The 25,904-nt window shown below is 66.0% G+C and carries 3 protein-coding genes (1 of these 3 only partly in view); all 3 read right to left on the bottom strand.

Going from position 1 to position 25,904, the window contains the following annotated elements; all coding sequences use genetic code 11:
- Positions 1-41: 41 nt before the first annotated feature.
- Tightly spaced (each overlapping or abutting the next), the 3 genes in view from ACSSVC_RS18330 to ACSSVC_RS18320 form a layout consistent with a single transcriptional unit that may run on beyond the window.
- Complete coding sequence (locus ACSSVC_RS18330) at positions 42-11,552, bottom strand: beta-ketoacyl synthase N-terminal-like domain-containing protein (RefSeq protein WP_492611129.1); 11,511 nt, start codon at positions 11,550-11,552, stop codon at positions 42-44.
- Positions 11,552-18,679 (bottom strand): beta-ketoacyl synthase N-terminal-like domain-containing protein, encoded by a 7,128-nt coding sequence (locus ACSSVC_RS18325; protein WP_492611128.1) that lies wholly within the window; start codon positions 18,677-18,679, stop codon positions 11,552-11,554. Before ACSSVC_RS18325 ends, ACSSVC_RS18330 begins: the two co-directional genes overlap by 1 nt.
- Positions 18,663-25,904: the final stretch of an SDR family NAD(P)-dependent oxidoreductase gene (locus ACSSVC_RS18320; RefSeq protein WP_492611127.1), read on the bottom strand. Its footprint extends 10,974 nt past the window's final position; 7,242 of the gene's 18,216 nt are visible here — the last part of the coding sequence; the start codon falls outside the window, past its right edge; the stop codon is at positions 18,663-18,665. Before ACSSVC_RS18320 ends, ACSSVC_RS18325 begins: the two co-directional genes overlap by 17 nt.

Here is a 25,904-nt window from a genome sequence, read left to right as displayed (position 1 = left end):
TGTAATGAGTTGATCAACACATAAAGCCAAGACGGGGCCCCTCAGGCCCCAGCCTCTCCGCTGCCGTACATCGCAGCGGCCATGCCCAGGGACGCAAGATCGGTTTCAGGGGCACGCGGGCACTCAAGATCATTCAGCACAATGTCTTGCAGGACCTGACCGACATAGGCCGTAACCTGCTCGACGCTCTGTCCCGGCTCGATAAACAAGTGGTTGCCCTCGAACGCCTTGAAGGTGAATCCTGCGTTGCCCAGGTGCTGCCAGCCACGCACATCGGCCTCCGGCACCTGAATGTCCCCCAAGCCATGCAAGCCGGAAATCGGCAACGCCAAGGGCGAAGGTGCGCCTGGCTGGAAGCGGTCGACCATCTCGAACGTCGCCACCAGCGAGGGCAATTGCGCATGGATCAGCTCGCGGCTGAAATTGAACAGCCCGGCCTGTTTCATCGAGGACTCCAGAGCATCGATCAACTGGCCAATCAACGGCTCGGCACCGGGCTGGCAGATATCGTCCAGCGACGGCATCCGCTCCAGGCCGTGCTGGCGATACACCGTGAGCATGTCGCGGATCACCGGATTGACCTCCTGACCCGGCGCGGAATAGGCCGCCGCGAACAGATGCCGAGGCATTGGCTTGCCGACCGCCCGCAGGTGCTGGCACCACACATACGCCATCAACGCCCCGGCACTGTGGCCGTACAGGGCAAAGGGCTGGTCCAACTCATCGCCCAGCACCTCGGTCAGGGTCGCCGCCAGGGTCCACATATCCTGCAGCGGCCTTTCCCGCAGGCGGTCGCCACGGTTGGGCAGCTCAATCGGGCGCACTTCCACGCAGTCGGGCAGCAACGCCTGCCACTCCTTGAACACCGTGCTGGACAGATGCGCGTAGGGGAAGCAGTACAAGCGAATCCGGCTCTGCGGCCGCTCCTGCCCGCGCAACCAGCGGCTCTTGTCCCGCGACCAGGGCTTGAACTGGGTAAAGGGTGGATAGGCGCTGTCCACCACGGGCTGCGCAGGGCTGGCCTCGGGGCTCTTGGGTGTGCCCGGCCGCACCTGATCCAGCAATTGCTGCAGGGTCATCTTGAACAGGCCGCTGATGGCAATCTGCTGATGATCCAGGCGTTTTTGCAGCTTGATCAGCATCAGCGAATCCATGCCCAGTTCCAGCAGCGCCTTGTCCTGGTCGATCTCCTCGGGGGTGCAGTCCAGCAGGTCGGCAATGATGAACAACAAGCCATCACTGGACAGCCCGCCTTCCTCTGCCAAACGTGTCTGTGCGGCGTCGGACAGTTCCCGATTGCTCACCGCCAACTGCTGCAAACTGGCGCTGCGGCACGTGATCAGGCTGTCCCCACGGCTATTGAGCACCGCCCACGCAGTCTGGAAACGACGCACGCCACCGCCCGCCGCGTCCGCGGTCGGCGCGTGGAGAAGATTGACCAAGCGGTAGACCTCATCCCGGCGCCATGGCCCATTGAGGTAGATATCCTCCATCCGGGTGGTCATGTACGGCAGGTTCTGATCGCCATCGGCCAACAGAATCGAAGGCTGCAAGGCCGCGTCAATGACCCCTGGGTGAGCGCCGAAGGCATAGCGCTCGGGCTCGACTTGCGCGGTCAGGGTCGAAAGACTGAAACGCTCGTGCAGCCGGCATTCGTCGATGGCCCGCACGAAGCCCGCGGCGGGAAAGCCCATTTGCGTGTAGCGGGCGTAAAACGCCGTCTCGTCCAGGGTCCGCGACGGGTTGCCCGGAGTCTGCAACACCGCCGCCAGACGGGCCTGCACAGCGGTGTCGGCTTGGGCCAGCGAGGCGAAATCCACCCAGGCTTGCGCCGTCTGCATCCACTCAGCCGGTTGCGCAGCCACAGCCCGGTAATCGAACTGCAAGCGATATTGCTCGGATGCCAGTGGCTCGATGCTCATCCGCACCTGGGTGGTCAGGTTGTGGGAGATCAGCAACGGCGACTGGAAGTCGAAACGGCTGACATGCAGGTTGCTGCGCCCGAAGCGCTCGCGGAACACCTGGTAAATGGCCTCCAGATAGAAACCGACATGAAAATTGCCGGTGTCCAGCAAGCCTGGGGTGTCCGCAGGCAAGGTGAACACTGCCTCACGGGTGGCACTGCCCTGCCCCAGGTACGCCACGCTGAGGAATCCACTCTGGGTCTGCGCCACGACGGGCGCCACAGGCGTGACAGCGCTCAGCGGACGCCGGGCCCAATAGGCTTTGAGGGCCAGTTTGGGTCGTGGGTACTGGGCGAGGAACAAGCGCTCGCGTTCACCGGCGGGCACGGGCGGCAGCCCGGGGGTGTCGACACCGGTGAGCACAACGTGGGCGTTGACCCCGCCAAAGCCGAAGGAACTGACCCCGGCCACTCGGCCCGGCCCCTCCCAGCCCAGCGGGTGGTCCGGCAGGCGAAACGCCGGCCGGGTCGGCGCCAGTAACGGATTGAGGGTCGCCAGGTGCTTGTTGCCGGGGACTTTGCCCAGGTACAGGCACAACGCGGCCTTGATCACGCTGGCAATGCCGGCGGCGGGCTCCAGGTGGCCGATATTGGTTTTCAGGCAACCGAGAATGCATCCCTCACCGGCGCCGCGCCCTTCATTGAGCACATTGCCCAGGGCTTCGATTTCCACCGGGTCGCCCAGATAGGTCCCGGTGCCATGGGTTTCGACGTATCCCGCCTGGGACGGCGCCAGGCCAGCACGCTCAAAGGCCTGGCGGATCACTTCTTCCTGCGCCAGGCCGTTGGGCGCGGTCATGCCATTGCTCTTGCCATCCTGGTTGACCGCAGAACCGGCAATCAGGGCGTACAGACGCGCATCGGGGTGCTGCTTCTGGTGCTGACGCGCATCGGCCTCGCGCTGCAGGACGATCATGCCCACACCCTCGCCCGGGACATAGCCGTCGGCCTTGGCATCGAATGTCTGGCAACGGCCCGTGGGCGACAACATGCCCGAATCCTGCAACAGACGGGTCAGGGCCGGGCTCAGGTTGAGGCTGATACCGCCCACCAGGGCAAAGTCGATCTGCCCGCTGCGCAGGTACTGGCAGGCAATGTCGATGGCCACCAGGGTCGAGGAACACGCGGTGTCCAGCACCAGGCTGGGGCCACGGAAACCGTAGTGGTAGGACAGCCGGTTGGCGGCGATGGAGCCCGCGTTGCCGGTGGCGATAAACAGCGCATTGTCCTTGTCGTAGTCATTGGCAAACTGCATGTACTCGCTGGCGTATTGCGCAACGAACACCCCGGTGCGGGCAAAGCCCGGATGGTCCTTGATCCCCGCATCCTCGATGGCCCGATGGGCATTGAGCAGCAGCAGCCGCTGCTGGGGGTCCATGAAGCGCGCTTCCCGAGGCGAGATATTGAACAGCCCCGGATCGAACAGCTCGATGTCGTCCAGGTAGCCGCCATGGATGCCCTGCAAGTCCTGATCGCTGAAGCTGTCATTGAGCCCCAACAGGTCGCGTCGGACCCCAGGGTAGTGATCGACGCCGTCAAAGCCTGCGCATAACTGCTCCCAGAACCGTGGCAAGTCGGGCGCTTTGGGGAACTGCCCGGACATGCCGACAATCGCGATGGCGGCGTTGTCTGCGACCCGGGGGGTCATGGACGACTGCGGGCCAGGCAGCGCAGCCGGAGTGAGGTTGTCGCTCAGCGGGCCTTGCTCACGATGGGCAGCGATGTAGTCCGCCAGGCCACGAATGGTCGGGTAACGGAAGATCGCCGACGGCAGCACCTGATAAGCCAGGCGCTGGGACAAGGTTGAAAAGAACGCCAACGAGTTGACCGAATCCAGGCCGATTTCGGCGAATGTCTGGTCCGGATGGATGTCCTCCAGGCCCAGCAGTCGTTGCAGGTCGTCGCGCAGCAACGCGGTAATGTCCAGGGGTTCGCCCGTTGTGGCCTGGCTCGTTGCGGCCTGACCCGTTCTGCCCTGCCCCGGCGCCGGCTGCAGCGCAGACGACTGCTGCAGGCGCTCGCGGTAATGGGCAAACACCGGTGCGGTCTGTATGGCCGGGTTGATCGCGGCGAAACGCTGCCAATCGGCATCGAACACAATGCATTCGTCGATGCCAGTGGCGAGGATGCGTTCCAACAATGCCACCCCTTGCTCGGGGGTCAGCATGTGCATGCCCAGGGCGTTGAAAAAGGCCCGGTGATTGTGCGCCACGGCCATGCCGGCGCCATCCCAGTCGGTCCACTGGATCAGCTGCGCCGGCAACCGCCGCTGCCGCCGCTCGGCGGCCAGAGCCACCAGGCCGGCGTTGGCGGCGCTGTAGGCACTGAGCCCGTTGCCTTGCATCCCTTCCACCGCCGAGATCGACGAGAACAGGCAGAAAAAGCGCAACGGATCACCCTGAGTGAGCCGCTCCAGCAGGTGCGCGCCCAGCAGTTTCGGCCGGACCACGTCGGCCAACAGGGTCGCCGAGGTTGCCTGGATGGCCACGGCCTCGGTGGTCACGCCCGCCAGATGGAACACACCGGTGATCGGCCCGCCGAGGATCGGCCGCAGTCCGTCCAATTGCCCGGCCAAGGCGCCCTCGTCGCTCAGGTCCGCTTGCAGGTAGTGCAGCCGCACGCCCTGCTCCCGTGCCCAGCTGTCGATCAGCCCCTGTACGGTGGTGCCTTGGTTCAGGCTGGGGTGTTGCAGCGGCGCCGACAAGGGTTTGCGACCGATGACAATCAGCGATTTCACGCCCTTGCTCACCAGCCAGCGCAGCAGCGTCAGGCCGATCCCGCCAAAACCGCCGGTGACGATCATGCTGCCCGACAGCTGCAGCGCCGGGACCGATTCCGGAGCCCGGGCAATGGCCAGCGGTTGCAAGGTCGGGGTCAAGCAATGGCCCCCCTGCAAGCGCACCCGCACCTGTGCCTGCCGGCAATGTAAGTGTTGGCTGATCTGCTCCAGGCGGGCGCCCTCCAGACTGTCGGTGTCCAGCACCAGGCTGCCGATTTCCGGGATTTCGTAGCGCAGGAAACTAAAGTACTTCGCCAGACTTTCCTGAACCCCATCAGTCTGACCGTCATGGGTGATGTTCAGCAGCACCAGCTTCAGGCCCTTGTGGCTCGCGGCCAGGCTGACCAGCGCCTGCACCCTTTGTGTCAGGACCCCGGCCTGCTGGGTGAAGCGTTGATCCAGGGCGGCCCCCGACAAGCCCGAGAGCGCCGAATACGGCTGCAGCAGCACCACCGTATCGGCCTGGCTGTCCTGGAGCAGTTGCGCCATGCGGCGCTCATCGAACACATCCGCCGCGGTGGTGACACCCGGCCGTGACGACCACAGCCGCAGCGCCGCCTGATCCTCGCCGAGCACCAGCAGCTGGCGCGGGGCCTTGGATTCAGGGTTGACCGGCGCCTCGACCCAGCGCGCCTGCATCAACCAGTGGTCGAGGTTGCCCGTAGGCGCAACGCTTGCGGCCTGGAGCGCAGGCGCGTCCAGCCCCGCCAGTTGGTCGGCGATCCAGTGGCGCTTGGTCTGGAACGGATACACCGGCAGCGGCACGCAACGCCCGCTGGCGATGATCCCCAACCCGGGCATCGGTGCGCCGGTCACCCAGGCCCGGGCCTGGTCATCCAGATCGGTGGTGCAAGTCAGCGCCACACTGGCGGCCCGGTCCAGGCTATCGGCCTGATGCACACCCGGCAGCGCGGCGCCATCGGCCTCCAGCCAGGCCCGCAGACGCCCGCGGGCGTCCTGGCGATCGCTGACCCGCACGGCCAACCGAAAACGCAACGCCGCCCGATGATGAGCGAGGGTGAAGGCAATATCGCTCAAGGCATGCCGGTCATTGGCCGGGTTGTCGAGAAATGCCAGCAAGCGTCGAGCCTGCTCTTTCAGCGGCGACGTCGCCTGGGCACTGAGGACCAGCACGCACGGGCTGTCCGGGGTGGCTGGCGGGCTGTCAACCTCGGGCGCCTGCTCCAGGATCAGATGGACATTGACCCCGCCGGCGCCAAAGGAACTGATCGCTGCACGCCGCGGCACGGCCTTGCCCTCACGCTCGATCACCGGCCACGGCATCGCCCGGTCGGGGATATGGAACCCGGCCTTGGCGAAGGGAATATCGCTGTTGAGCGGACCATGCAACAGGCTCGGCGCCAGGGTGGCGTGCTGCAATTGCAGGACGGTCTTGGTCAGTTGAGCGATCCCGGCACTGGCCTCGCCATGGCCGATGGACGCCTTGACCGATCCCAGGGCCCGCGAGACCGGCGCATCGCTGCCGCTCACATAGGCATCGATCAGCCCCTGGATCTCGATGGGATCACCCAAGGCCGTACCGGTGCCATGGGCCTCGATGTAGTTGATGGTGTCTCTGGGCACGCCGGCGCGGGCCAGCGCCGCATTGATCGCCAAGGTCTGGCTGACCGGGTTGGGCACGGTAAAACCCTGAGTCTTGCCGTCGTGGCTGACCCCGGTGCCCTTGATCAGCGCCAGTACCCGGTCGCCATCCTTCACGGCATCGGCGTAGCGCTTGAGCAGCACCACGCCCACCCCTTCACTGGGCACATAACCGTCACCGCCCGCGGCGAATGCCCGGCAGCGGCCATCGCTGGCGGCGAAGCCTGAGGCGCACAACGTCAGGTATTTGCTGGGGTGCAAGGTCAGGTTCACCCCGCCGGCCAACGCCGCACGGGTTTCGCCGTTGCGCAGGCTTTCACAGGCCAGGTGCAAGGCGTACAGCGATGAAGAACAGGCCGTGTCCACGGTCAGACTGGGACCGGTGAGGTTGAAGAAGAACGACACCCGGTTGGCCACGGAAAAGGTTTGTGACCCCGCCGGGTAAAAGGGCGCGCGGCCCTTGAGCGCATCGGCCCCCACCAGCTGGTAGTTGTTGACGCTGACCCCGGCGAACACCCCGAAGTCCCGGGGCGTGGCCTGCCAGCGCGGTGACAGGTAGCCGGCGCTTTCCAGGCAGGTCCAGGCCATTTCCAGGAACAGCCGCTCCTGGGGATCCATGAACGCGGCGTCCGCTGCCGAGACATTAAAAAATGGCGCGTCAAATTGGCTGACGTCTCCCAGGAAGCCGCCCCACTTGCAGTAGATCGAATCCGCACGGCCTTTTACCCCCGGGGTAAAGATCGAGCGGTAGTCAAACCGCTCCAGGGGAATTTCCGTCACGCAATCGACGCCGTCCCGCAGGTTCTGCCAGAAGGCTTCCAGGGTCTCGGACTGCGGATAACGGCCACTCATGCCGATGATCGCGATGCTGTGGTCATCGCTCGCCAGCGTGCCCTCGGCCCGGCCCACAGGCGCGCTGGCGCCGCCCGGTTCGAGCGCCTCGGCCCGGACCTGCGTCGGCGTCGGCGTCGGCGTCGGCGTCGGCAAGATCAGGCTTGGGCGTGTCTGCAGATAACCGGCCAGTTCGTGCAAGGTTTTGTACTTGTAGAACAAGGTAGCGTCGGTTTCGCCGGTCCAGGCGCTGACCCGCTGGTTGAGCTTCATGATCATCACCGAATCCAGGCCCAGGCTTTCAAAATCCCCATGGGGATCGAGGCGTGCGGGGCTGATGCCGGTGATTTCAAACAGCGCCTGCGCCAGGCGCTCGAACATTGTGCTTTCGTCAATTGCCGGGGCCGTGGCCGAGACTGCCGGAGCCGATTCAGGTGCCTGGACATGGGCCGGTAAAACCTCCGCGCTTGGCTGCGCCCGGTCCTCGAACCAGTAGCGCTCCTGGGCAAAGGGATAGCCCGGCAGGCTGATGCGCCGTGGCCGATACTGGTGCTTGCCGGCGGGTCGCTGCAGAGCGCGCCAGTCCAATGCGGCGCCCTGGGACCAGAACCGCAGCACTTCATCCAGGCGTTGCTGATCGAGCCAGGCATTCACCAACAGCTGGACATCAGCCTCGGCCAATTGGCCCTGCGCTGCTTCGCCTGCCGATGGCCGCACACCCAGGTACACCTGATGCTCGCGCAAACGTGCCAACACCGGTGCATCGAGCAGCTCGTGCGCCAGAAAAGTCTGGAGTTTCTCCGCCAGCTGGGCCAGGGAATCCACCCGCAGGCCAAGGCGATGCTGATGGACCTCGCGTCCGGTCTGCAGGGTGAAGGCGATGTCCGCCAACCGGCGTTGACCAACGTCCGCGGCGGTCACCTGCTCCAGCAAGCCGGCGACCCGGACGCGCAACGCCTGGGCCAGGCGCTGCAGCTGCGGCAGGCTGGCGGCGGACAGCGGAATCAAAAACGACTGTGGCGCAACCTCGCCCAGGTCCTCGGCCTGAAGATACTCCTGCAACACCACATGGGCATTGGAGCCGCCGGCACCGAATGAAGACAGACCGGCCAGGCGCGGCAAGGCCACTCCGTTGAGGTGCATCGCCGGCCAATCGGCCAATTGCTGCTGGACCACAAAGGGCGAGGCGGCAAAGTCGATCCGTGGGTTGAGGGTCGTGCTGTGCAGCGACGGCACCCTTTGCCGATGCTTGATCTGCAACAGCACCTTGGTGATCCCGGCAATCCCGGCAGCGCTTTCGCAGTGGCCGATATTGGATTTCACCGAACCGATTGCGCAGAACTGCCGGTCCTCGGTGTGAGGCCGGAACGCCGCGCTGAGGGCGGCGATTTCAATCGGGTCGCCCAACGCGGTGCCTGTGCCGTGGGCCTCCAGGTAGCCGATATGCCGCGGGTCGATAGCGGCCCGTGCGTAGGTGCGGGCGATGACCTGCGCCTGAGCCTTGACCCCCGGCACCGAATAGCCGGCGGACTTGCCACCATGGTTGATCTCACAAGCCCTGATCACCCCATAGATATGATCGCCATCGGCCTCGGCCTGGGCACGGGGCTTGAGCAGCATGGCGCCGACCCCCTCACCCGGCACATAACCATCCCCGCCGTCACCGAAGGCCTGGCAGCGGCCTTCGCTGGACACGAAGCGCCCCTGGCCCAGCATCAAGTATTTATTGGGGTGCAGCGACAGGTTCACGCCCCCCACCAGGGCACTGCTGCAATCGCCCCGCTCCAGCGCGCGGCAGGCCAGATACAAGGCGGTCAGCGACGACGAGCACATGGTATCGACGGCCATGCTCGGCCCGGTGAAATTGCACACATAGGACACCCGGTTGGCGATGCTCGCGGCGCTGGCGCCCAAGGCCATCGGATTGCCCAGTACCGTCTGCTGCGCACCGTACAGCTGATATTCCTGATACATCACCCCCACATAGACCCCCACCTCCCGGGGCAGGCCCTGGCGGGTGTAGCCGGCGTCTTCCAGGGCATGCGCGGCGCATTGCAGGAACAAGCGTTCCTGAGGGTCGAGGAAACCCGCTTCGCGGGGGGTGATGGCGAAGTAGAACGGGTCGAACTGATCAATGTTGTCGAGAAAACCGCCCCAACGGCCATAGGTCTTGCCGGGGCGATCCTTGTCCGCGTCGAAGTACAGGTCATGATCCCAGCGCGCGGCGGGAATCGTGGTGATGCTGTCCACGCCCTGACTCAGGTTGTGCCAGAACTGCTCCAGGTTGTCGGCCCCCGGATAGCGTCCGGCCAGGCCGATAATGGCGATCTCATCGGTCGCCGGCGTGGGCGTGGTAGCGGCCACCGGGGCGGAGAAATCAGCATTGCTCAAGCGCGCCGGCTCGCTCACTTCCCTGACCGAAGCATTGATGACGCTGGCCAGGTGTTCGCCCTCAAGCGACAGCACATCGACGTCGAACGCGGCATACCCGGCCTTGGCCGTACGCAGGCGATTGACCAGATAGACCGTGGACGGCAAAGGCCTGGCCTGGACGATCCGTTCGATCAGCAGCGGCACGTACATGCGCGACTGAGGCTGGCCGAAGTCCGGATCGCGGAAGAAAAAACAGCCATTGAGCAACAGCGGATCGAACCCGTATTGCAGGTGACCGCCCTTGGCCTGGGCAGGATCAAGGCTGACCTTGCTCACCAGCAGTCGGTCACCGTCGGTGTAAGCCTCCTGGATGTTCTGCAACAGCGGCCCCACGCTGAACTGCGCAATACGCCGGTAGGACTGGCCGATGTCCGCAGCGGACAGCCGCGTCAAGCCGGCCAACAGGCTGTCCAGCGCTTGAGGCTGGGCTGCAAAGCGCTCCTTGAGGCGCAACTGCCCTACACAGCACGGCTCGATAGCGCTCGCAGGGTCGCGGCGAAAGCCGACACTGAACGCCTCACGCTGTGGCTCCAGGGTCACCGTCACGTCCACCGACTCGCCGGTTTGCAAGGTGATCGGACCGCCCAGGAAACGTACATGGCTCAGGCTCAGCGGAAAGCTCTCGGCGCCCCACTGCTGCACGCAGGCCTCAATGGCCAGGCACGGATGGGTCACCCCCATCAAGGCCGGCGTGCCCAGAACCCGGTGGTCTTGCAGATAGGCCTCGTGGGCCTCGAAGCGCTGGGTCCAGGCCGCGCCCTCCTGCTGCGCAGGCGTGGACGCCTTCGTGGCCCCTTGCTCCACGCCATGGTGCTGCTGAAAGAACAGCCCCAGCTCGCGCAGCGTGGTGTGCTCGAACAACAGGGTCGGCGACAGCTCCAGCCCCAGGGCCTGACTGGCATTGGCCACCAGGTCGAGCAAATCCGCCGAATCCAGCCCCAGCTCGTAATAGCCTTTATCCAGGGCCACCTGGGCCGCGCCGGTGCCCAGTTTGTCCGCAATCAGGCGCCGCAACCCCAGCATCACCGGGTGTTCGCTGGCGTCAATCGGCGCCGGATCGCAGGCCACTCGGGCGGGCCGCGGGGGCGCCAGCGTCGGTTGGTGCAGGCCGCGCTCGGCCCGCACCCGCTTGGCGGTGAAGCGCTCGATCTGCGCGACTTTTTCACCGCTGTCGGCAAACAGCTCCAGGGTAAAGACCACCAACTCTTGATGGACACTGACCGAGTCAGCCTTGATCCGTACCCGACATTGCCCGGTGATGGGCGCCACCGCGCTGAACCCCTGGAACAGCAGCGGCAGGTACAGACCTTCGGCCGGTGCGCCCTGCTCGCCGCTGCGCAGTTCCAACGCCTGGGAACTGATGGCCGCACCGTCGAGAAGCGCCGGGTGAAACAAAAACCGCCCGACCTCGGGCAACGCCTGTGGCCCCACGCTCAGACTGGCCTGCAACCCATCGGGCCCGGTGCTGATCTGTCCGCGTACCTGCATGTAATCGTCATGCACCAACTGCTGGTCGCGGCACTGCCCATACAGCGCCTCCAGGGTCACCTGCCGAGCACTGCCGGCGGCCCAGGGCTGCAACCGCTCGCCCGGGGCAAACGCCGCAGGCTCGGTCTGCTCGAGCTCCGCCGTAGCGTACGGCCGGGCCGGGTCGCCAGTGTTCAGGTCTTCGACCACCAGGGTGTAATGCCCCGGGTGCTCGCGAAACAGCGCAACCCGCACCACCAGGCTGCTGTCGGCCCCTTCGAGGGCCAGGGGCCGGTGGATACGCAAGGTCTGCAAACGGTGTTCGGCCCATCCCAGGCCCTGCTGTTGGCAGACCTGATAAATCAGATCGATATAGGCCAGTCCCGGAAACACCGGGCGCCCGTGCACCCAATGGGCGCCGATGACAGGGTTGGTGCAAGACAGCGAAATCTTGCTCTCGGCCAATAGAGTGCGCATCAGAGTTGCTCCCAAATCATGGAGGTGGCGTGCGCGTAATCGCGGGCCGGCAATGTCGGTTCCATCGTCGCGACCGGGGCATGCCCCTGGCGTTGACGGTGCAAGGCAGGTGCCGCCAGAGGCTGGCGCCTTGCAGGGGGGGTGGACGCGTGCGGGCTTTGCACAATGACGTGGACGTTATTGCCACCGTCGGCAAAGCAGTTGAGGGCGATCCGCAGTGGCCGCCCCTCGGGCAACGCCACCGCGTTGCGTGGAAAGTAGAACGCCGACTGTTCAAGGTCGAAATGGCGCAGGGGCTGCTGTCCCGACAGGAACGGCACCAGGCTGTGGTGCTGGATCATCAGCACCGCCTTGATAAAGCTGGCGATGCCTTCGGCGCACAGTGGATGGCCGATGTTGGGCTTGATCGAGCCCAGCCCGCAGGGGTTCTCGGGCGCACGCCCGGCCCCCTCGCCATGGCCATACACCGCGTCGATGGCCTTGAGTTCCAGCAGGTCGGTGACCTGGGAGCCGGAACCATTGACCTCGATGTAGTCGATCTGCCCGGGCGTCAGCCCCGACTGCTCCAAGGCCTTGCCCATCACCGCCTTCTGGCGCTGCACATTGGGCGTGGCCGGGCCAGCGGTGCGCCCGTCGTTGTTGCTGGCCAGGGCACTGATGCGCGCGTACACGGTGTCGCCGTCGCGGCGAGCCTGGGCGGCGGTCTTGAGCAGCACCAGGCCAACACCTTCGGCCAGCACGATGCCGTCGGCCCGTTCATCGAACAGGTGGAAATGCCCCCCCGCACTGAGCAGACCGCGCTGCTGGAACACCCCGTGGGTACGCTCGCCGTCCAGCAGGCTGACCCCGCCGACCACCGCCGCGCTGATCTCGCCGCTGCGCAGGGCCTGGGCGGCCAGGCTCATGCCCACCAGCGCTGAAGAGCAGGCGGTATCGATCACCATGCTCGGGCCACTGAAGTCGAAAAAGTGCGAAAGGTTGGCCGCCAGGTAATTCTGCCCGGCCACTACAATCGGATTCCGCGCCTTGCCCAGGGCTTCGGGGTCCAGGCTGCTGCGGGCGCGACCGCCCAGATAGACGCCAATCGCACTGCCCTTGGTTTCCTCGACCCGATAACCCGCGTGGGCCCATAGGTTCAGGCACTCTTCCAGCACTATCAGGGCCTGGGGGTCCATGGCATGGAAGTCTTCCTCTGGAATATGAAAGGTCTGGCGATCAAAGTGATGGGGGTTATCCAGCAGGCCGGCCTGGTAATGCGCGCCACCCTGCCAGCGCTCGGCAGGCACCGGCGCCAGGGCGCTGCGTCCCTCCTTGAGCAGGCGCCAGTAGTCGTCGAGATTCGAGGCCCCGGGAAAACGCGCCGACAGGCCGACCACGACGATTTCATCGGCCTCGACGCCCGGCTCGCCGACCGTTGCCGCTGGCACCTCAAGCGCGGGTGCGGTCGCCAATAATGGGAGGGGCTGCACCGCTGGCGCTGCTGGCACCGCAGTCTCTGTCTCGGCGTTGAGGGCAAATGCCTGGGCCAGGGCCGGTCCCTGCTGGGCCAGCAACCATTGGCTCAAGTCCGTGAGGTTCGGGTGTTCGAGAATCAACGACGGCGCCAGGTCGACCTTCAGCCGCCGATTGATGGTCCGCAGGATCTGCGCCATCAGAATCGAGTCCAGACCGTAGTGGGCAAAATCCAGCCGTGGATCGAAATCCGCCGGGGCGATGCGCAGCTCGCCGGTAAACAAGCCGCTCAACCATTGCTGTACCTGATCCTTGAGGGCGCTCCCCGCCATGGCGGGAAGCACTGCGGCACAATGCTCTGCCGCAGGACGCGCTGCCACGGGCGCCGCACTGGGCACCGCACTGAACACAGGGTTGAGCGCCTTGTGCGCCGGACCCTGCAACCACAGTTGAGGGTTGAAGCGCGCCGGCAACAACACCCCCGAACGTCCGCTGGCCAGCGCCTGGTCCAGCAGCGCCAGACCGTCCTCATCGCTCAGCCCCAGCAGCCCGGTGCCGCGATACAGTTCGCTGTCCATGGCCCCCATGCCGGTGTCGGACCAGCTCGGCCATTGCAGGCTGAGCACCTTGTCGGCCTGATGCTGCGCGGCAAAGGCATCCATATAGGCGTTGGCCATGGCGTAGTCGATCTGCCCCGCCGCCAGCTCGGGCAATTGCGCGCTGACCGAGGAGTAAAGGACAAACAACGACAGCGGCGAGCCCTTCAGCGCGCGGTAGAGGTTGTCCAGTCCGCGGGTCTTGGGCGCCAGGACGTTGTGCACATCGGCGATCTGTTTGCGGATCAACGCCGGGTTGTTGTAATCCCCCAGGCCCGCGCAGTGAATCACCCCGCCCACCGGGCCCAAATCGCGGCCGATCTGCGCCACGGCCTGTTGCAGCGCCCGGGCATCGTTCATGTCCACCGCCAGGGTCAACACCTCGACACCCTGCTGCTGCAGTGCCGACAAGGCGCGCACCTTCGCCTGCAGCGGGCTGGCCGGGCCCGCCAGCAACGCCGGCCACTGAGCCGCGGGCGGCAAGGCTTCGCGCCCGCTGAGCACCAGCTTGCGCACGCCATGGCCACTGACCAGGTGCTGCGCGCACAACAGCCCCAAGCCCCGGGTGCCACCGGTGATCCACAGCACCTGTTCCGCGGGCAGGCTGAACCTTGACCCTGCGCAATCGGGGGCCACTGCCTGCAGCGCGGGCCAATACGCCCGCCCGGCGCGGTAGCAGACATGCCGTTCGTGCGGCAGGCGATACAGCTGCTCGATGATCTGCGGCACCAGCTGCGGATCGTCGGCCGCCAGGTCAGTGTCCATGTGGCCACTGCGCAAGCGCTGATATTCGGCCCCCAGGCAACGGTACAAGCAGGCCGGGACCGCTGCCTGGGGCGCGGGCGCCAGGGACGCCGGACGCTGGAACGCCTCCAGGTACTGGGAGACGTAAAGCAGACAGATATCGCGCAAGCGCGTCTGCTCCACCAGCCGTTGCAGGCCCTCGAACCAGCCACTCACCTCGCTGGCGCAGCCCTCGACAAAGGCGCTGTCGTAGCCGGTGATGTCCAGCACCCCGTGCAACACATGCCCGTTGGGCTTGCACAACAGCTCGGCGCGTTGCGCCAATTCATTGATCGGCACGATGCGTGCGGCCTCCAGACGCGCCGCCAGACGTTGCGCCAGCGCCTGGGTAGCGGCGGTGCAGATAATCAGCACGAAACCCTGTTCATGCCCCGGGGCCGCCGGGGTTGCCGCTGCGGGGCGCGGCAGCCAGTGCTGGGCAAACAGCGCGCTTTGCGCCGCGGGCGGCATCTGCTCAAGCGCTGCCGGGCGCGCCACCTTCGCCGCCAGTTCAGCCAGCCAATAGCGCTCGGTCTTGAACGGATAGCTCGGCAACGGCAGGCGTCGGGGCGGCTGGGCAAAACCCTGGTGAGCCCCGTACAGGCGCAGCCAGGGCGCCGCCACGCCCATCACCCAGACCCGCGCCAATGCCGGCAGGTTGGCCTTGTCCAGCCAGGTATGGAGTAGCGCTTGGGCGTCTTGATCCCGGTACAGCGCTTGAGTGTCCTTGCCCTGGCTGGCCGCGCCCCGCAGCCAGTGCGCAGCGTCCGCCGAGGTGGCCAGGCTGTGCAGGCGTTCTTTGAGTTCATCCAGGGACGCGACCACGGTGGCGGCGCGATGCTCCATGGCTTCACGCCCCACTTGCAGGGTGTAGGCCAGGCTGGGTAGCGCGTCGTCCGTCAGGTGCAGACGCTCGATGGCCGCCAGCAGGTTGCCGGCCATCAGCGGCAGTCGGGAAACCTCGCGGGCCGACAGCAGAATCAGCGCGGCGGCCAAAGGTCGAGCCTGGGTCACAGCCGCCGGATAGTCCTCGACGACGGCATGGGCATTGACCCCACCGGCACCAAAGCTGCTGATCCCGGCAATGCGCCGATCCCGCGCGCCCTTGCCCGGCCACGGCACCAACTGCTGATTGACCTGGAACGGGGTCAGGGAAAAGTCGATGTTGGGATTCAAGGTCCGGGAATGCAGCGACGGCACTATGACCTGATGCTGCATTTGCAGCAGTACCTTGATCACTCCCGCGACCCCGGCGGCGCCTTCGCAATGGCCGATGTTGGATTTCACCGACCCCATCAGGCACGGCGTATCGCGGGGCTGCTCGGGATCATGGCCGAACGCCTTGGTCAGGCCGCTGATTTCGATAGGGTCGCCCAATCGGGTGCCGGTGCCATGGGCCTCGATGTAGCTGATATCGCCCGGATCAACCGCCGCCCGGCGCAAGGCCTGAGCGATCACCTGGGTCTGCGCCGCGGGGTTGGGCACGGTGTAGCCACTGGCACGGCCACCATGATTGACCGCGGTGCCACGAATCACCCCGTAGATGAAGTCGCCGTCACGCTCGGCATCCTCCAGGCGCTTGAGCAACAGCACCCCCACGCCTTCGCCGGGAATGTAACCGTCGCCCCCCTCACCGAAACTCTCGCAATGGCCCTTGGAGGAAATGAACTGCCCCTGGGACAGCATCAGGTATTTGCTCGGGTGCAGGCTCAAGTTGACGCCGCCGGCGAAGGCCGCGTTGACCGCCCCCGAACGCAGGGCCTGGCATGCCATGTCGAGGGCCACGAGGGAGCTTGAACACATGGTATCGATGGCCATGGCCGGGCCATTGAAGTTGCCGACATAGGCCATGCGCGTGGCCACCGAAGAGGTGCCGCCACCCAGCCCCATGGGGGCCGCGGATTGCGCGGCGAACAGCGGGTACTCCTGGCCCATGACCCCGGCGTAAATACCGACATTCGCCGTGCTGTCTCCGGCGGCGCTGCGCTGCAAGGCCTCGCGGGTGTAACCGGCGTCCTCCATGGCCATCCAGGCGTGCTGCAGGAACAGCCGCTCCAGAGGGTCCATCACTTCGGCTTCTCGAGGAGAAATCTGAAAGAACAGCGGGTCGAAGGTGTCGGCATCGTCGATAAAGCCGCCCCATTTGCTGGAAATGGTCCCCGGCTCGCCGCTGTCGCTGTAATAGTCGCGCCAATCCCAGCGGTTGGCCGGGATCTCGCTGATGCAATCCTTGCCCGCCTGCAAGTTCTCCCAGAACCCATTCAGGTCATAGGCCTGGGGGAAACGCCCGGCCATGCCGATCACCGCCACCCGGTGACCGGGCTGGGACTGAAGCGTGGCAGCAGCGGGTTGCGCCGCAACGCCGGGCTCCAACCGGCGCAACGAGGCATTCAACAGTGACGCCAGGGGCCGCCCCTGGGCATCGACGATCTGGGCATCAAAGGCAATGAAACCGTCCTTGACCCGCTTCGGTCCGGTCACCACAAAGGCCTTGCTGCCCGCGTTGCGCCACAGCGTCAGGCGTTCGATCAACAGTGGCACAAAGGTCTCTGCAGAGCGGGACGGCGCTGGAAACAGGTAGCAACTGTTGAGCAACAGCGGGTCCAGGGCCAGGCCGTGGGTAAAGGAACGCTCGGTGTCGCTCAACTGCACCTCGCAGATCAAGCTGCCATCGGCGCCTTCATAGGCGGCAACGAGGGTCTTGAGCATCGGGCCCAGGGCAAAGGCCGGCACGGCACGGTACCAACTGTCGATCTGCTGCGCGCTGCACGGGCGCGCTGCGCTGATCAACGCCGGAAGATCGAGCGCGGCCGGTTCGCGCTGCTCCAGCGTTTGCAGTCGGCCTTCGCAGCACAGGCTCGCGCCCTCCCCAACCAAGCGTTGATACACGCTGAAGCCTGCGCTGTCCTCGGCTTCCAGGCGCACCTCGATCTCGGCAACCTGCCCCGTCTGGAGCTTCAGCGGGCCGCCGTGAAAGCGAATGTCCTGTAGGCTGACCGGCCTGCCCGCCGCGCCTGCCAGCGCGGTTTGCAGCACCAGGCTCGGATAGGTGATGCCCATCAGGGCCGGCTGGCCATCCACCCGATGATCCAGCAGGTAGGCCTCATCGGCCGCGAAACGGTAAGACGCCGAAGCAGGCTGGCGCACGGGGGTTGGCGCCAGCGCCAAGGGAGCGGCCTTGGGGGTCCACTGGCGCAGATGCCCCAGCAGCTCCTCGACGGTGTTGTATTCAAACAGCAAGGTCGGGTTCAAGCGCCGGGACAGCAGTTGCTCGATATCCTTGAGGATGGTGAGCATCTGCGCCGAACTCAGGCCCATATCGAAAAAGCCGCGTTGCGGATCGAGCTGATCGACGCGAACCTGCAGATGCCGGGCGAACACCGCCAGCACCTCGGGAGCCACGTCTTGGGCATGCGCCGCCTGGACCGGCCGAGGGCTCTGCGGCGCCTGGGGCGCAGTCGCCTGCAACTGTTCCCTGACGCGCTTGCCGGTCAACTCGCCCAGGCTGGCCACCCAGCGACCGGCGCCGTCATAGAAATCGATGTCCAGCTTGCGGATGTCATTGGCGGTGACGATCCGCGCCAGCTCGACGCGGGCCACGCAAGCCTCCTGCAACAGCGCCCTGGCGTGGAAGCGGCCGTAGTGCAAAGGCAGGTACAGGCCGTCATCGCCGGGGGGCAAAGAGTCTTCGAGTACCGCGCTGGCCACCGCCGCGCCATCGATCAGGGTCGGGTGGAACAGCGCATCGGGCATCAACTGCCGCCACTGCGGCGCCACGCTGAGCTCGATCAGACAGCCCCAGGCAAAACGCTGGATGTTGCCTTCGGCCATCAACAGCCCGTCATGCACCAACGCCCGCTCCCGCGCCTGGGCATACAACGCCTGCAAAGGCACCAGGCTGTCGGCCTCGGCCCTGAGGGCGGCCAAGTCCAGATCAGGCTTGGCCCCTGCCCCCTCGACCGCCGGGTGCAACTGCGCCGTGCAGTACTTCACCTTGGCCCCCACGGCCACAGCGTCTTGCAGTTCCACGCCATCGACATCGATCAGCCAGACACCGTCCCGAGGCTGCATCGTCAGGGTCAGGCGCAGCGCCGAAGCGGCCTGGACAATCAACGGCTGATAGATCACCAGATCGCGCACTTCGGTGCGCAGGCAATCGAGCCCCAGGCCGTCGCGGGCCACTCGCAGGAGCAGATCGATATACGCCAGGCCCGGCAGAATGGCCTGGCCCTGGACGCGATGATGAGCCACCAGTGGATGGTCGGCGCCAATCGTCAAATCAAAGTACTTGTTCATGAATCACACCCCAGCTTGACGGGATAGAAGAAGGCGCAACAGCCGCTGCCAGGGGTGCAGCTGCAACCTGGGCAACGGGGGCCGGCGTGTTATCGCGATTGAGAGAAAAGCGCCGGCGGTCGAACACCGGGGCGGGCAACGGCTGGCGCACAGGCACGTAATCAGCGGCGGCGACGAACTCTTCGAGAATCACATGGCAGTTGGTGCCACCGTCCGGGAAGCAACTCTGGGCGGCCACCCGAGGGCGGCCATCGGTGGCTTTCCAGTCCAGGGTCCGACGGTTGAAATGCACCCGTGAGCTGTCGAAATCAAAATGCTCGAACGGCTCCAGGCCACAGGCGCTGGGAACGATCTGCCGATGGTGCAGGCTCAGGGCACAGCGCACGAAACCGGCCAGCCCCGAAGTCAGCAACAGATGGCCGACACTGGGTTTGACCGAACCCAGGCAACAGGCGTCCAGGGTGCTGTCATCCAGTTCATAGACCTGGGCCAGGGCCTTGATCTCCACCGCATCGACCACTGCCGAACCACCGCCATTGACCTCGATGTAACCCACATCCCGCGGGCTCTTGCCGGCCTGCTGCAAGGCTTTGTGCATCACCTCTTGCTGCGCCTTGAGGTTGGGCGAGCCCGGCCCCAGGGTGCGACCGTCATTGTTCAACGCCAGGCCCTTGACCACGCAGTAGATGCGGTCGCCGTCAGCCTGCGCTGCGCTCAGGGTCTTGCAGACCAGGGCCACCACGCCCTCGCCCAGCACATCGCCGGCGGCGCGGTCGTCGAAGATGTTGAACGCGCCGTCCGGGCTGAGGATATTGCGCGCCGAAAACAGGTCATGGGCCTCCGATGAGGTCAACAGACTGGTAGCGCCCACCAGGGCCATGTCGATGCTGCCGTTGCGCAGGGCATCGAACGCCAGGGACATCGCGGTCAGGCCCGAGGAGCAGGCGGTATCCACCACCATGCTGGGGCCGGTCAGGTTGAGGAAGCGCGACAGGTTGCTCGCCAGGTAATTCTGCCCCACCCCCAGAATCGGGTTGCTGGCCTGAGCCAGTGACTGGGCATCGGCAGTCACCCGCAGGCGGCCACCGACATACACCCCCACCGGCCGGGCCGACAGCTCGCGCAGCGAATAACCGGCATCGAACAGCGCCGTGACACTTTGTTCCAGCATCAGCCGGGCCTGGGGGTCCATCACCGCTGCATCCTTGGGGTTGAGGCCGAAGAACACAGGATCGAACTGATCGATACCGTCCAGCCAACCGCCATGGGCCTGGCCCTGTCCACCCGGCCAGCGTTGATCGCGCATCGGCCCGATGGCCGATTGACCGCTGCTTTGCAGAGTCCAGAAGGCCTCGGCATCGGCCGCGCCGGGCAGGCGCACGGCCAGACCGATAATGGCGATCTCCTCCGCTGGCCGGGACGTCGTCGCCGGCACCACGGCAGGGGCCGGATTCGGCGCCACAGCAGGGGCCGGATTCGGCCCTATCGGTGGCGCCGGCAGGACCGGCGCCGAGCTTTGATCGGGGGTGCCCAGGTGCTGCCTCAGGGCCTCGGGATAGGTGCTGACCAGATGCTCACAGAGGCTGCCCAGGGTGGTGAACTCGAACATCAGCGACGGGTCCAGGCGGCTGCCCACCCAGGCGCTGAGGCTCTCCATCAGTTGCAGGACCATGATCGACTCAATGCCGTAGTCGGCAAACGCCATGTCCCGATCCGTCAGTTGCTCGGCGGAGAACTTCAGTTCCTCCATCAACAGTTGGCGCAACGCTTCCTCCACCGCCGCCAGCAAAGGCGCGGGAGCAAGCGTTGCGGGCGCGACCGGGGCTGGTGCCGGCGCCGGCGCAGCAACAGCGGCGGGACGCTGGGTCAGTTGCGCCGGGTTGAAGCGTTCGAGGTCGACATGACACGGCAGGCACAGCCGCGGATTGTCCGGCGACAGCGCCAGGGCGAGCACCCGATCCAGCAACCCCAGGCCAATCGCCGTGCTCAGCGGCTTGAGCCCCAACTGCAGAGCCAACGGCCCGGTGTTGTCCACCGCCATGCCCACCTCGGCCCAGGCCGGCCATTGCACCGAACACAATCCCACCCGCCCGTGGGCCAGCGCGAATTGATCCATATAGGCATTGGCCATGGCGTAGTCGCTCTGCCCTGCTGCCAGGGCCGGCACGCTCGCCGAGACCGAGGAGAACATCAGGAAAAAGCGTAGCCGCTGACTGTTCAGACGCTGGTACAGCGCCACCAGACCGTTGATTTTCGGGGTGCATACCGCGGCCATTTCATCCAGGGACTTCTTGATGAAGGCCGGCGCGGTGCTCACCGATCCGGCGCAGTGGAACACCCCGGTGATCGGGCCCAACGCCCCCTCGAAGCGCTCGATGGCCTGGTCGATGGCGCTTGGCGTCTGCAGGTCGCACGACTGATAGGCAAGCCGTACACCCTGCTCCAACCAAGCTTGCAGCCGGCGAATCCTGCCCAGGACCCGGCCGTCCAGGCCGGCGCCATCGGCCAGTATCCCTGGCCACTGCTCGGCGTCGGGCAAGGCTTCACGGCCCATGATCGCCAGGGACCGCACCCCCGCCTGAATCAAATGATCCACCAGGGCCGCACCGATACCACCAGTGCCGCCGGTCACCAGCAGCACATCGTCCGCCCGGTACGTCGCGGCGGCGGTGTTGCTCGTGGCCAGCGGCGTGAAGGTCGCGACGAAGCGCTCACCCTGGCGATAGCAGCACTCAGCCTGGGGCCCGGCGTTGAACTCGGCTTCGATCTGCGCCATCAGCGCGGTCGGTTGCGACAGGTCCAAATCGCTGTCCAGTACCCCTGCCTGCACGCTGCGATATTCGGCATTGAGCATCCGATACAGGCCCACGCTGCGCGCCCCTTGCAGGGTCGGCTGAAGCTTCCAGGGCTGCAGGCCCCGGGTCACCAGCAACAGCCGCGGCGCTTGTTGGCGCTGCTCGGCGACAAAGGCCTGGAGCAGCGCCAGCTTGCCTCGTTCAAGGGCGGTGCTGGCTTCATAGACCGGGTCCAGGGCGGTCAGGTCGATCAGCCCCGTCAACGCGCCCGGGCAGCGCCGATAGGCGGCCAGGGTGCTGTCGGGATCATGCAAATCAACCGCGCCCGGGCCTTGGTGCACCAGGTAATGCCGATCCAGGCTTTGAGCGCCGGACGCAAACAAGCCCTGGGCGAGCCCGAGGGTCGGCTCGGTGCACAGGATCAGCAGCGCCCCCTGGGCCGCAGGTGATGCCACGGATGGGAGGGGCGCGGCGTGCCAGCTGCGAGTCAGAATCGGCTGGTCCGCCACCTGGGGCAACGCGGGGGCAATAGCATCCCGGCCCAGTGGCGCCCAGTAGCGCTCCTTGGCGAACGGGTACAGCGGCAGGCTGATGCGCCGAGCCGTAGTGCGAGGCTGCAGGTGGGCCCAGTCCAGCGAGCCCCCCGCCACCCAGCTCTGCAGGTGTGCCTCCAGGCTAGCCTCGGCAGCCACGGCAGCGGATGCAGCGCCGGCCTTGGCACGGTAGAACAGCCCTGCCCCGCTCGGCTCCCGCCACAGACCCGCCCCGGACGCTGCCTCGACCTGGGTCCAGTTCAGGCTCAAGGTCTGCAAGTGCCGAGCGAGGGTGTCCAGCGAGTCGGCCATGAACACCAAGCGCTCGCGCATGGCTTCACGCCCGACCTGCAAGGTATGGGCAATGTCCGCCAAGGTCCGTGGTTGGCCATCGGCCAGGGCCTGGCGCAATTGTTCAACCTTGTCGCGCAGTTGCCCCGCCGTGCGAGCCGACAGCGGGATCGCCCAGGCCTGGCCGTCATGCCCTGGCGCCCCGCGGGCGGATTCACGCTCAGTGGGTTCACGCAGAATCAGGTGGGCATTGGCGCCACCGGCGCCAAACGACGACACCGCCGCCACCCGGGTTTCACCCGCGGCCACCGTCCAGTCCGTCAGGGTTTGCTGCACCCGCAACCCACCGTCGGCAAAGTCGATGTTGCCGTTGAGCACGGCCGAATGCAGCGAAGGCACCAATTGCCGGTGCTGGAATTGCAACAGGATCTTGGTCACCCCAGCGATACCGGCGGCGCTTTCACAGTGGCCGATATTGGATTTGACCGAGCCGATGGCGCAGTGCCGGTCCTGTTCGCCAGCCGTGCCCAGGGCCTTGTTCAGCCCGGCGATCTCGATCGGATCGCCCAGGGCGGTGCCGGTGCCGTGAGCCTCGATGTAACTGATGGCGCGGGGCTCCACCCGGCCCTGGTGCAGGGCGGCCTGAATCAGCGCCGCCTGGGCATTGGGGTTGGGCACCGAATACCCGTTGGTCTTGCCACCGTGGTTGATGGCCGAAGCCTGGATCACCCCATAGATGCGATCGCCCTGGGCCAGGGCATCCGCCAGCGGACGGATCAACACTGCGCCGACCCCTTCGCCCGGCACGTAGCCCGTGCCCCCTTCACCGAAACTGCGGCAACGACCGTCGTCGGAGAGAAAGCGCCCCTGCCCCAGCACCAGGTATTTGTTGGGGTGCACGGTGACGTTCACGCCGCCGGCGATCGCCACCGCGCACTCGCCGGCCAACAGGCTCTGGCAAGCCATATGGATGGCCGTCAGCGAAGAGGAACACATGGTGTCCAGGGTCACGCTGGGGCCATGCAAGTTGCAGAAGTACGAGACCCGGTTGGCAATCGAGGCAACATTGCCGGGAATCGCCAGCGGATGGCCCAGGGCCGTCTCCTCAGGACCGTAGAGCTGGTACTCGTTGTACATGGCGCCGACAAACACCCCGACGGCGGCGCTGTCCAGGCTATGGGCAGCGCTGTGTTCAGGGCTGTATTGGCGAGCCGTGGCGGCCAGGGTCGCACGGGTATAGCCGGCGTCTTCCAACAGGTGATACGCACACTGCAGGAACAGCCGCTCCTGGGGATCGAGTATTTGCGCTTCACGGGCCGAGATGTTGAAAAACAGGGTGTCGAAGCAGTCCACGTCGTCGATGAAACCGCCCCATTGACCATAAGTGGTGCCCGGCAGGTTTTTCTGCTCGGCATAAAAGCGTTGGTGGTTCCAGCGCTGTGCCGGGATCGGCGTGATGCAGTCGCGCCCCTGTTGCAGGTTGTCCCAGAACTGCTGCAGATCCGCCGCCAACGGGTATTGGCCGCTGAGCCCGACGATGGCGAACTCCATCGGCCCGGCTACGGCGGGCGCTGGCTGCAACGCCGGTTCAGGGGCGACGCTCGCGGTGACCGGCAATCCGACCGCTGCGGCAACGTTCGCGGTCGCGGCCGGCGTGATCAGTTGGCTCAGTTTTGGCCCATGCTGCTCAAGGAAATAGCCGCAGAGTTTCTCCAGGGTCTGGAATTCGAAGAACAGGGTTTTCGACAATGGCCCGAAGACCTCTTCGAGCCGGGCGTTCAAGCGGCCGACCATGATCGAGTCGATGCCATAGTCTTCCAGGGGCGCCTGGACATCGATCCGATGGGCGGGCAACGCGAACACATCGGCGAGCAACTGCTTGAAGTAGTGCTGGACCTGCGCCGCGCTCAGCGCTTGGCTCGCAAGCGAACCCAGAGATGAGGCCGGCGCGGCCTGGGGTGGCTCGAGCGGCGCGCGTCCCGCTGGGCTCAAGCCAAAAGGCTGCAAGGCCCGGGACGCATCACCCTCGGCCACCAGCACCTGGGTCGCGCCTGCGGCCAGTGCGCCGTGCAACGCCGACAGCGCCACCGCCGTGCTCAGCGGGCGAATGCCCGACTGGGTCCACAGGCGCTGCTCGGTGGAGGCGTCGGGGCGCATGCGCCCTTCGGCCCACAGCGACCAGTCCAGCGACAGGGTCTGCCCACGGCGTTCGCCCCGCGCCACCTGCCGGTTACGCTCATGGGCAAAGCCATCGAGAAAGGCATTGGCCGCTGCGTAGTCGGCCTGACCGACATTGCCGGTCACGCCGCTGGCCGAGGCGCAGAGCACAAAGCACTCCAGGTCCAGGTGACGGGTCGCGTGATCGAGGTTGGCGGTGCCCCGCACCTTGGGCTCCAGCACAGCGGCGAACTGCGCCAGGGTCTTGTTGACGATGAACTCGTCGGCGTTGATGCCGGCGTTATGGATCACCCCGCTGAGGGGGCCATGGGTCTGTTGCACCGAGGCCAGCAGGGCTTCGATTTCCGCCGGTTGGCCGATGTCCGCCTGGCAGTACTCGACCCGGGCCCCGCGCCGTTCAAGGGCGGCCAATTGCTGTTGTTCAGCCGGGTTCAGCAGCGAGCGGCCCACCAGCACAATGCGCGCGCCATGGGTGTGCTCGATGATGTCGCGGGCAAAGATACGTCCCAGCCCGCCCGCGCCACCGGTGATCAGGTAGCAACCGGCGTCTTTCCAGACCGGGGGTTGCGCGGCTGTCGCCGCCAGGTGGCTCCAGACCGGCACCCGCTGCTCGCCAGCGTCGAGCCAGACCGCGTGATGTTCGGCGCTGACCGGCCCTTGTTCGAGCGCGTCCAGGGACTGCATGGCCAGCAGTTGCCCACGCAGCCTCGGGTTTTCCAGGCTCGCGGTTTTCAGCAGGCCTTCAAGGCCGAGCATGACCGGGGCCACCGGCCAGCCGAGCAGCAGCACCTGGATAAACAACGGCTGCTGACCGGCACCGGCCCCCAGGCAGGTCTTGAGGTGGCTGAACAGGGCCTCGGCCGCCGCCTGATAATCCCGGGCCAGGGCCGGGTTGTCCTGGCCACTGGAGCCCACCGCCAGGGCCTGCACCTGGGCCTGAGGAAACAACCGGCCCAGGCGATTCAACGCCGGCAGCGGATCATCTGCCGCCAGCAACAGCACTTGATGCTGGCCCTGGGGCGCCGACGTTGCGTGCGCCGCCGGCACGGCTTGCCACTGGCGCTGCAGGCGGATCGGCGTGACCGCGGCGTCCTCGGCCAGGGTGATTTCCCGGGCCGCCAGCCCGCGCAGGCTGACCCGCAACTGGCCCAGGTCGTCATACAGCCGAGCGTTGAGTTTGCTCAGCGTACCGTGGCTATCGAGGGTCAAAAGTGCCCACATCGTTGTATCCAGAGGACCGTGGACATCCACCTGATCCAGGGCGAATGGCACCTTCTGCGGCAGGCTGCCACTGCCGTCTGCGCCCAGGAAGAACCCCGCCACCCCTTGCAACGCGCCGTCCAGCAAGGCCGCATGCAAGGTCCAGCCGGTGCTGGCCTGGCTGCCTGGCACCTGGGGCAGTACCAGGCGCACCAGGCACTGGCGCGC

It is taken from the genome of Pseudomonas sp. E1BtOHC1 (assembly GCF_058744285.1).
This window is presented reverse-complemented; position numbering and strand designations above follow the sequence as displayed.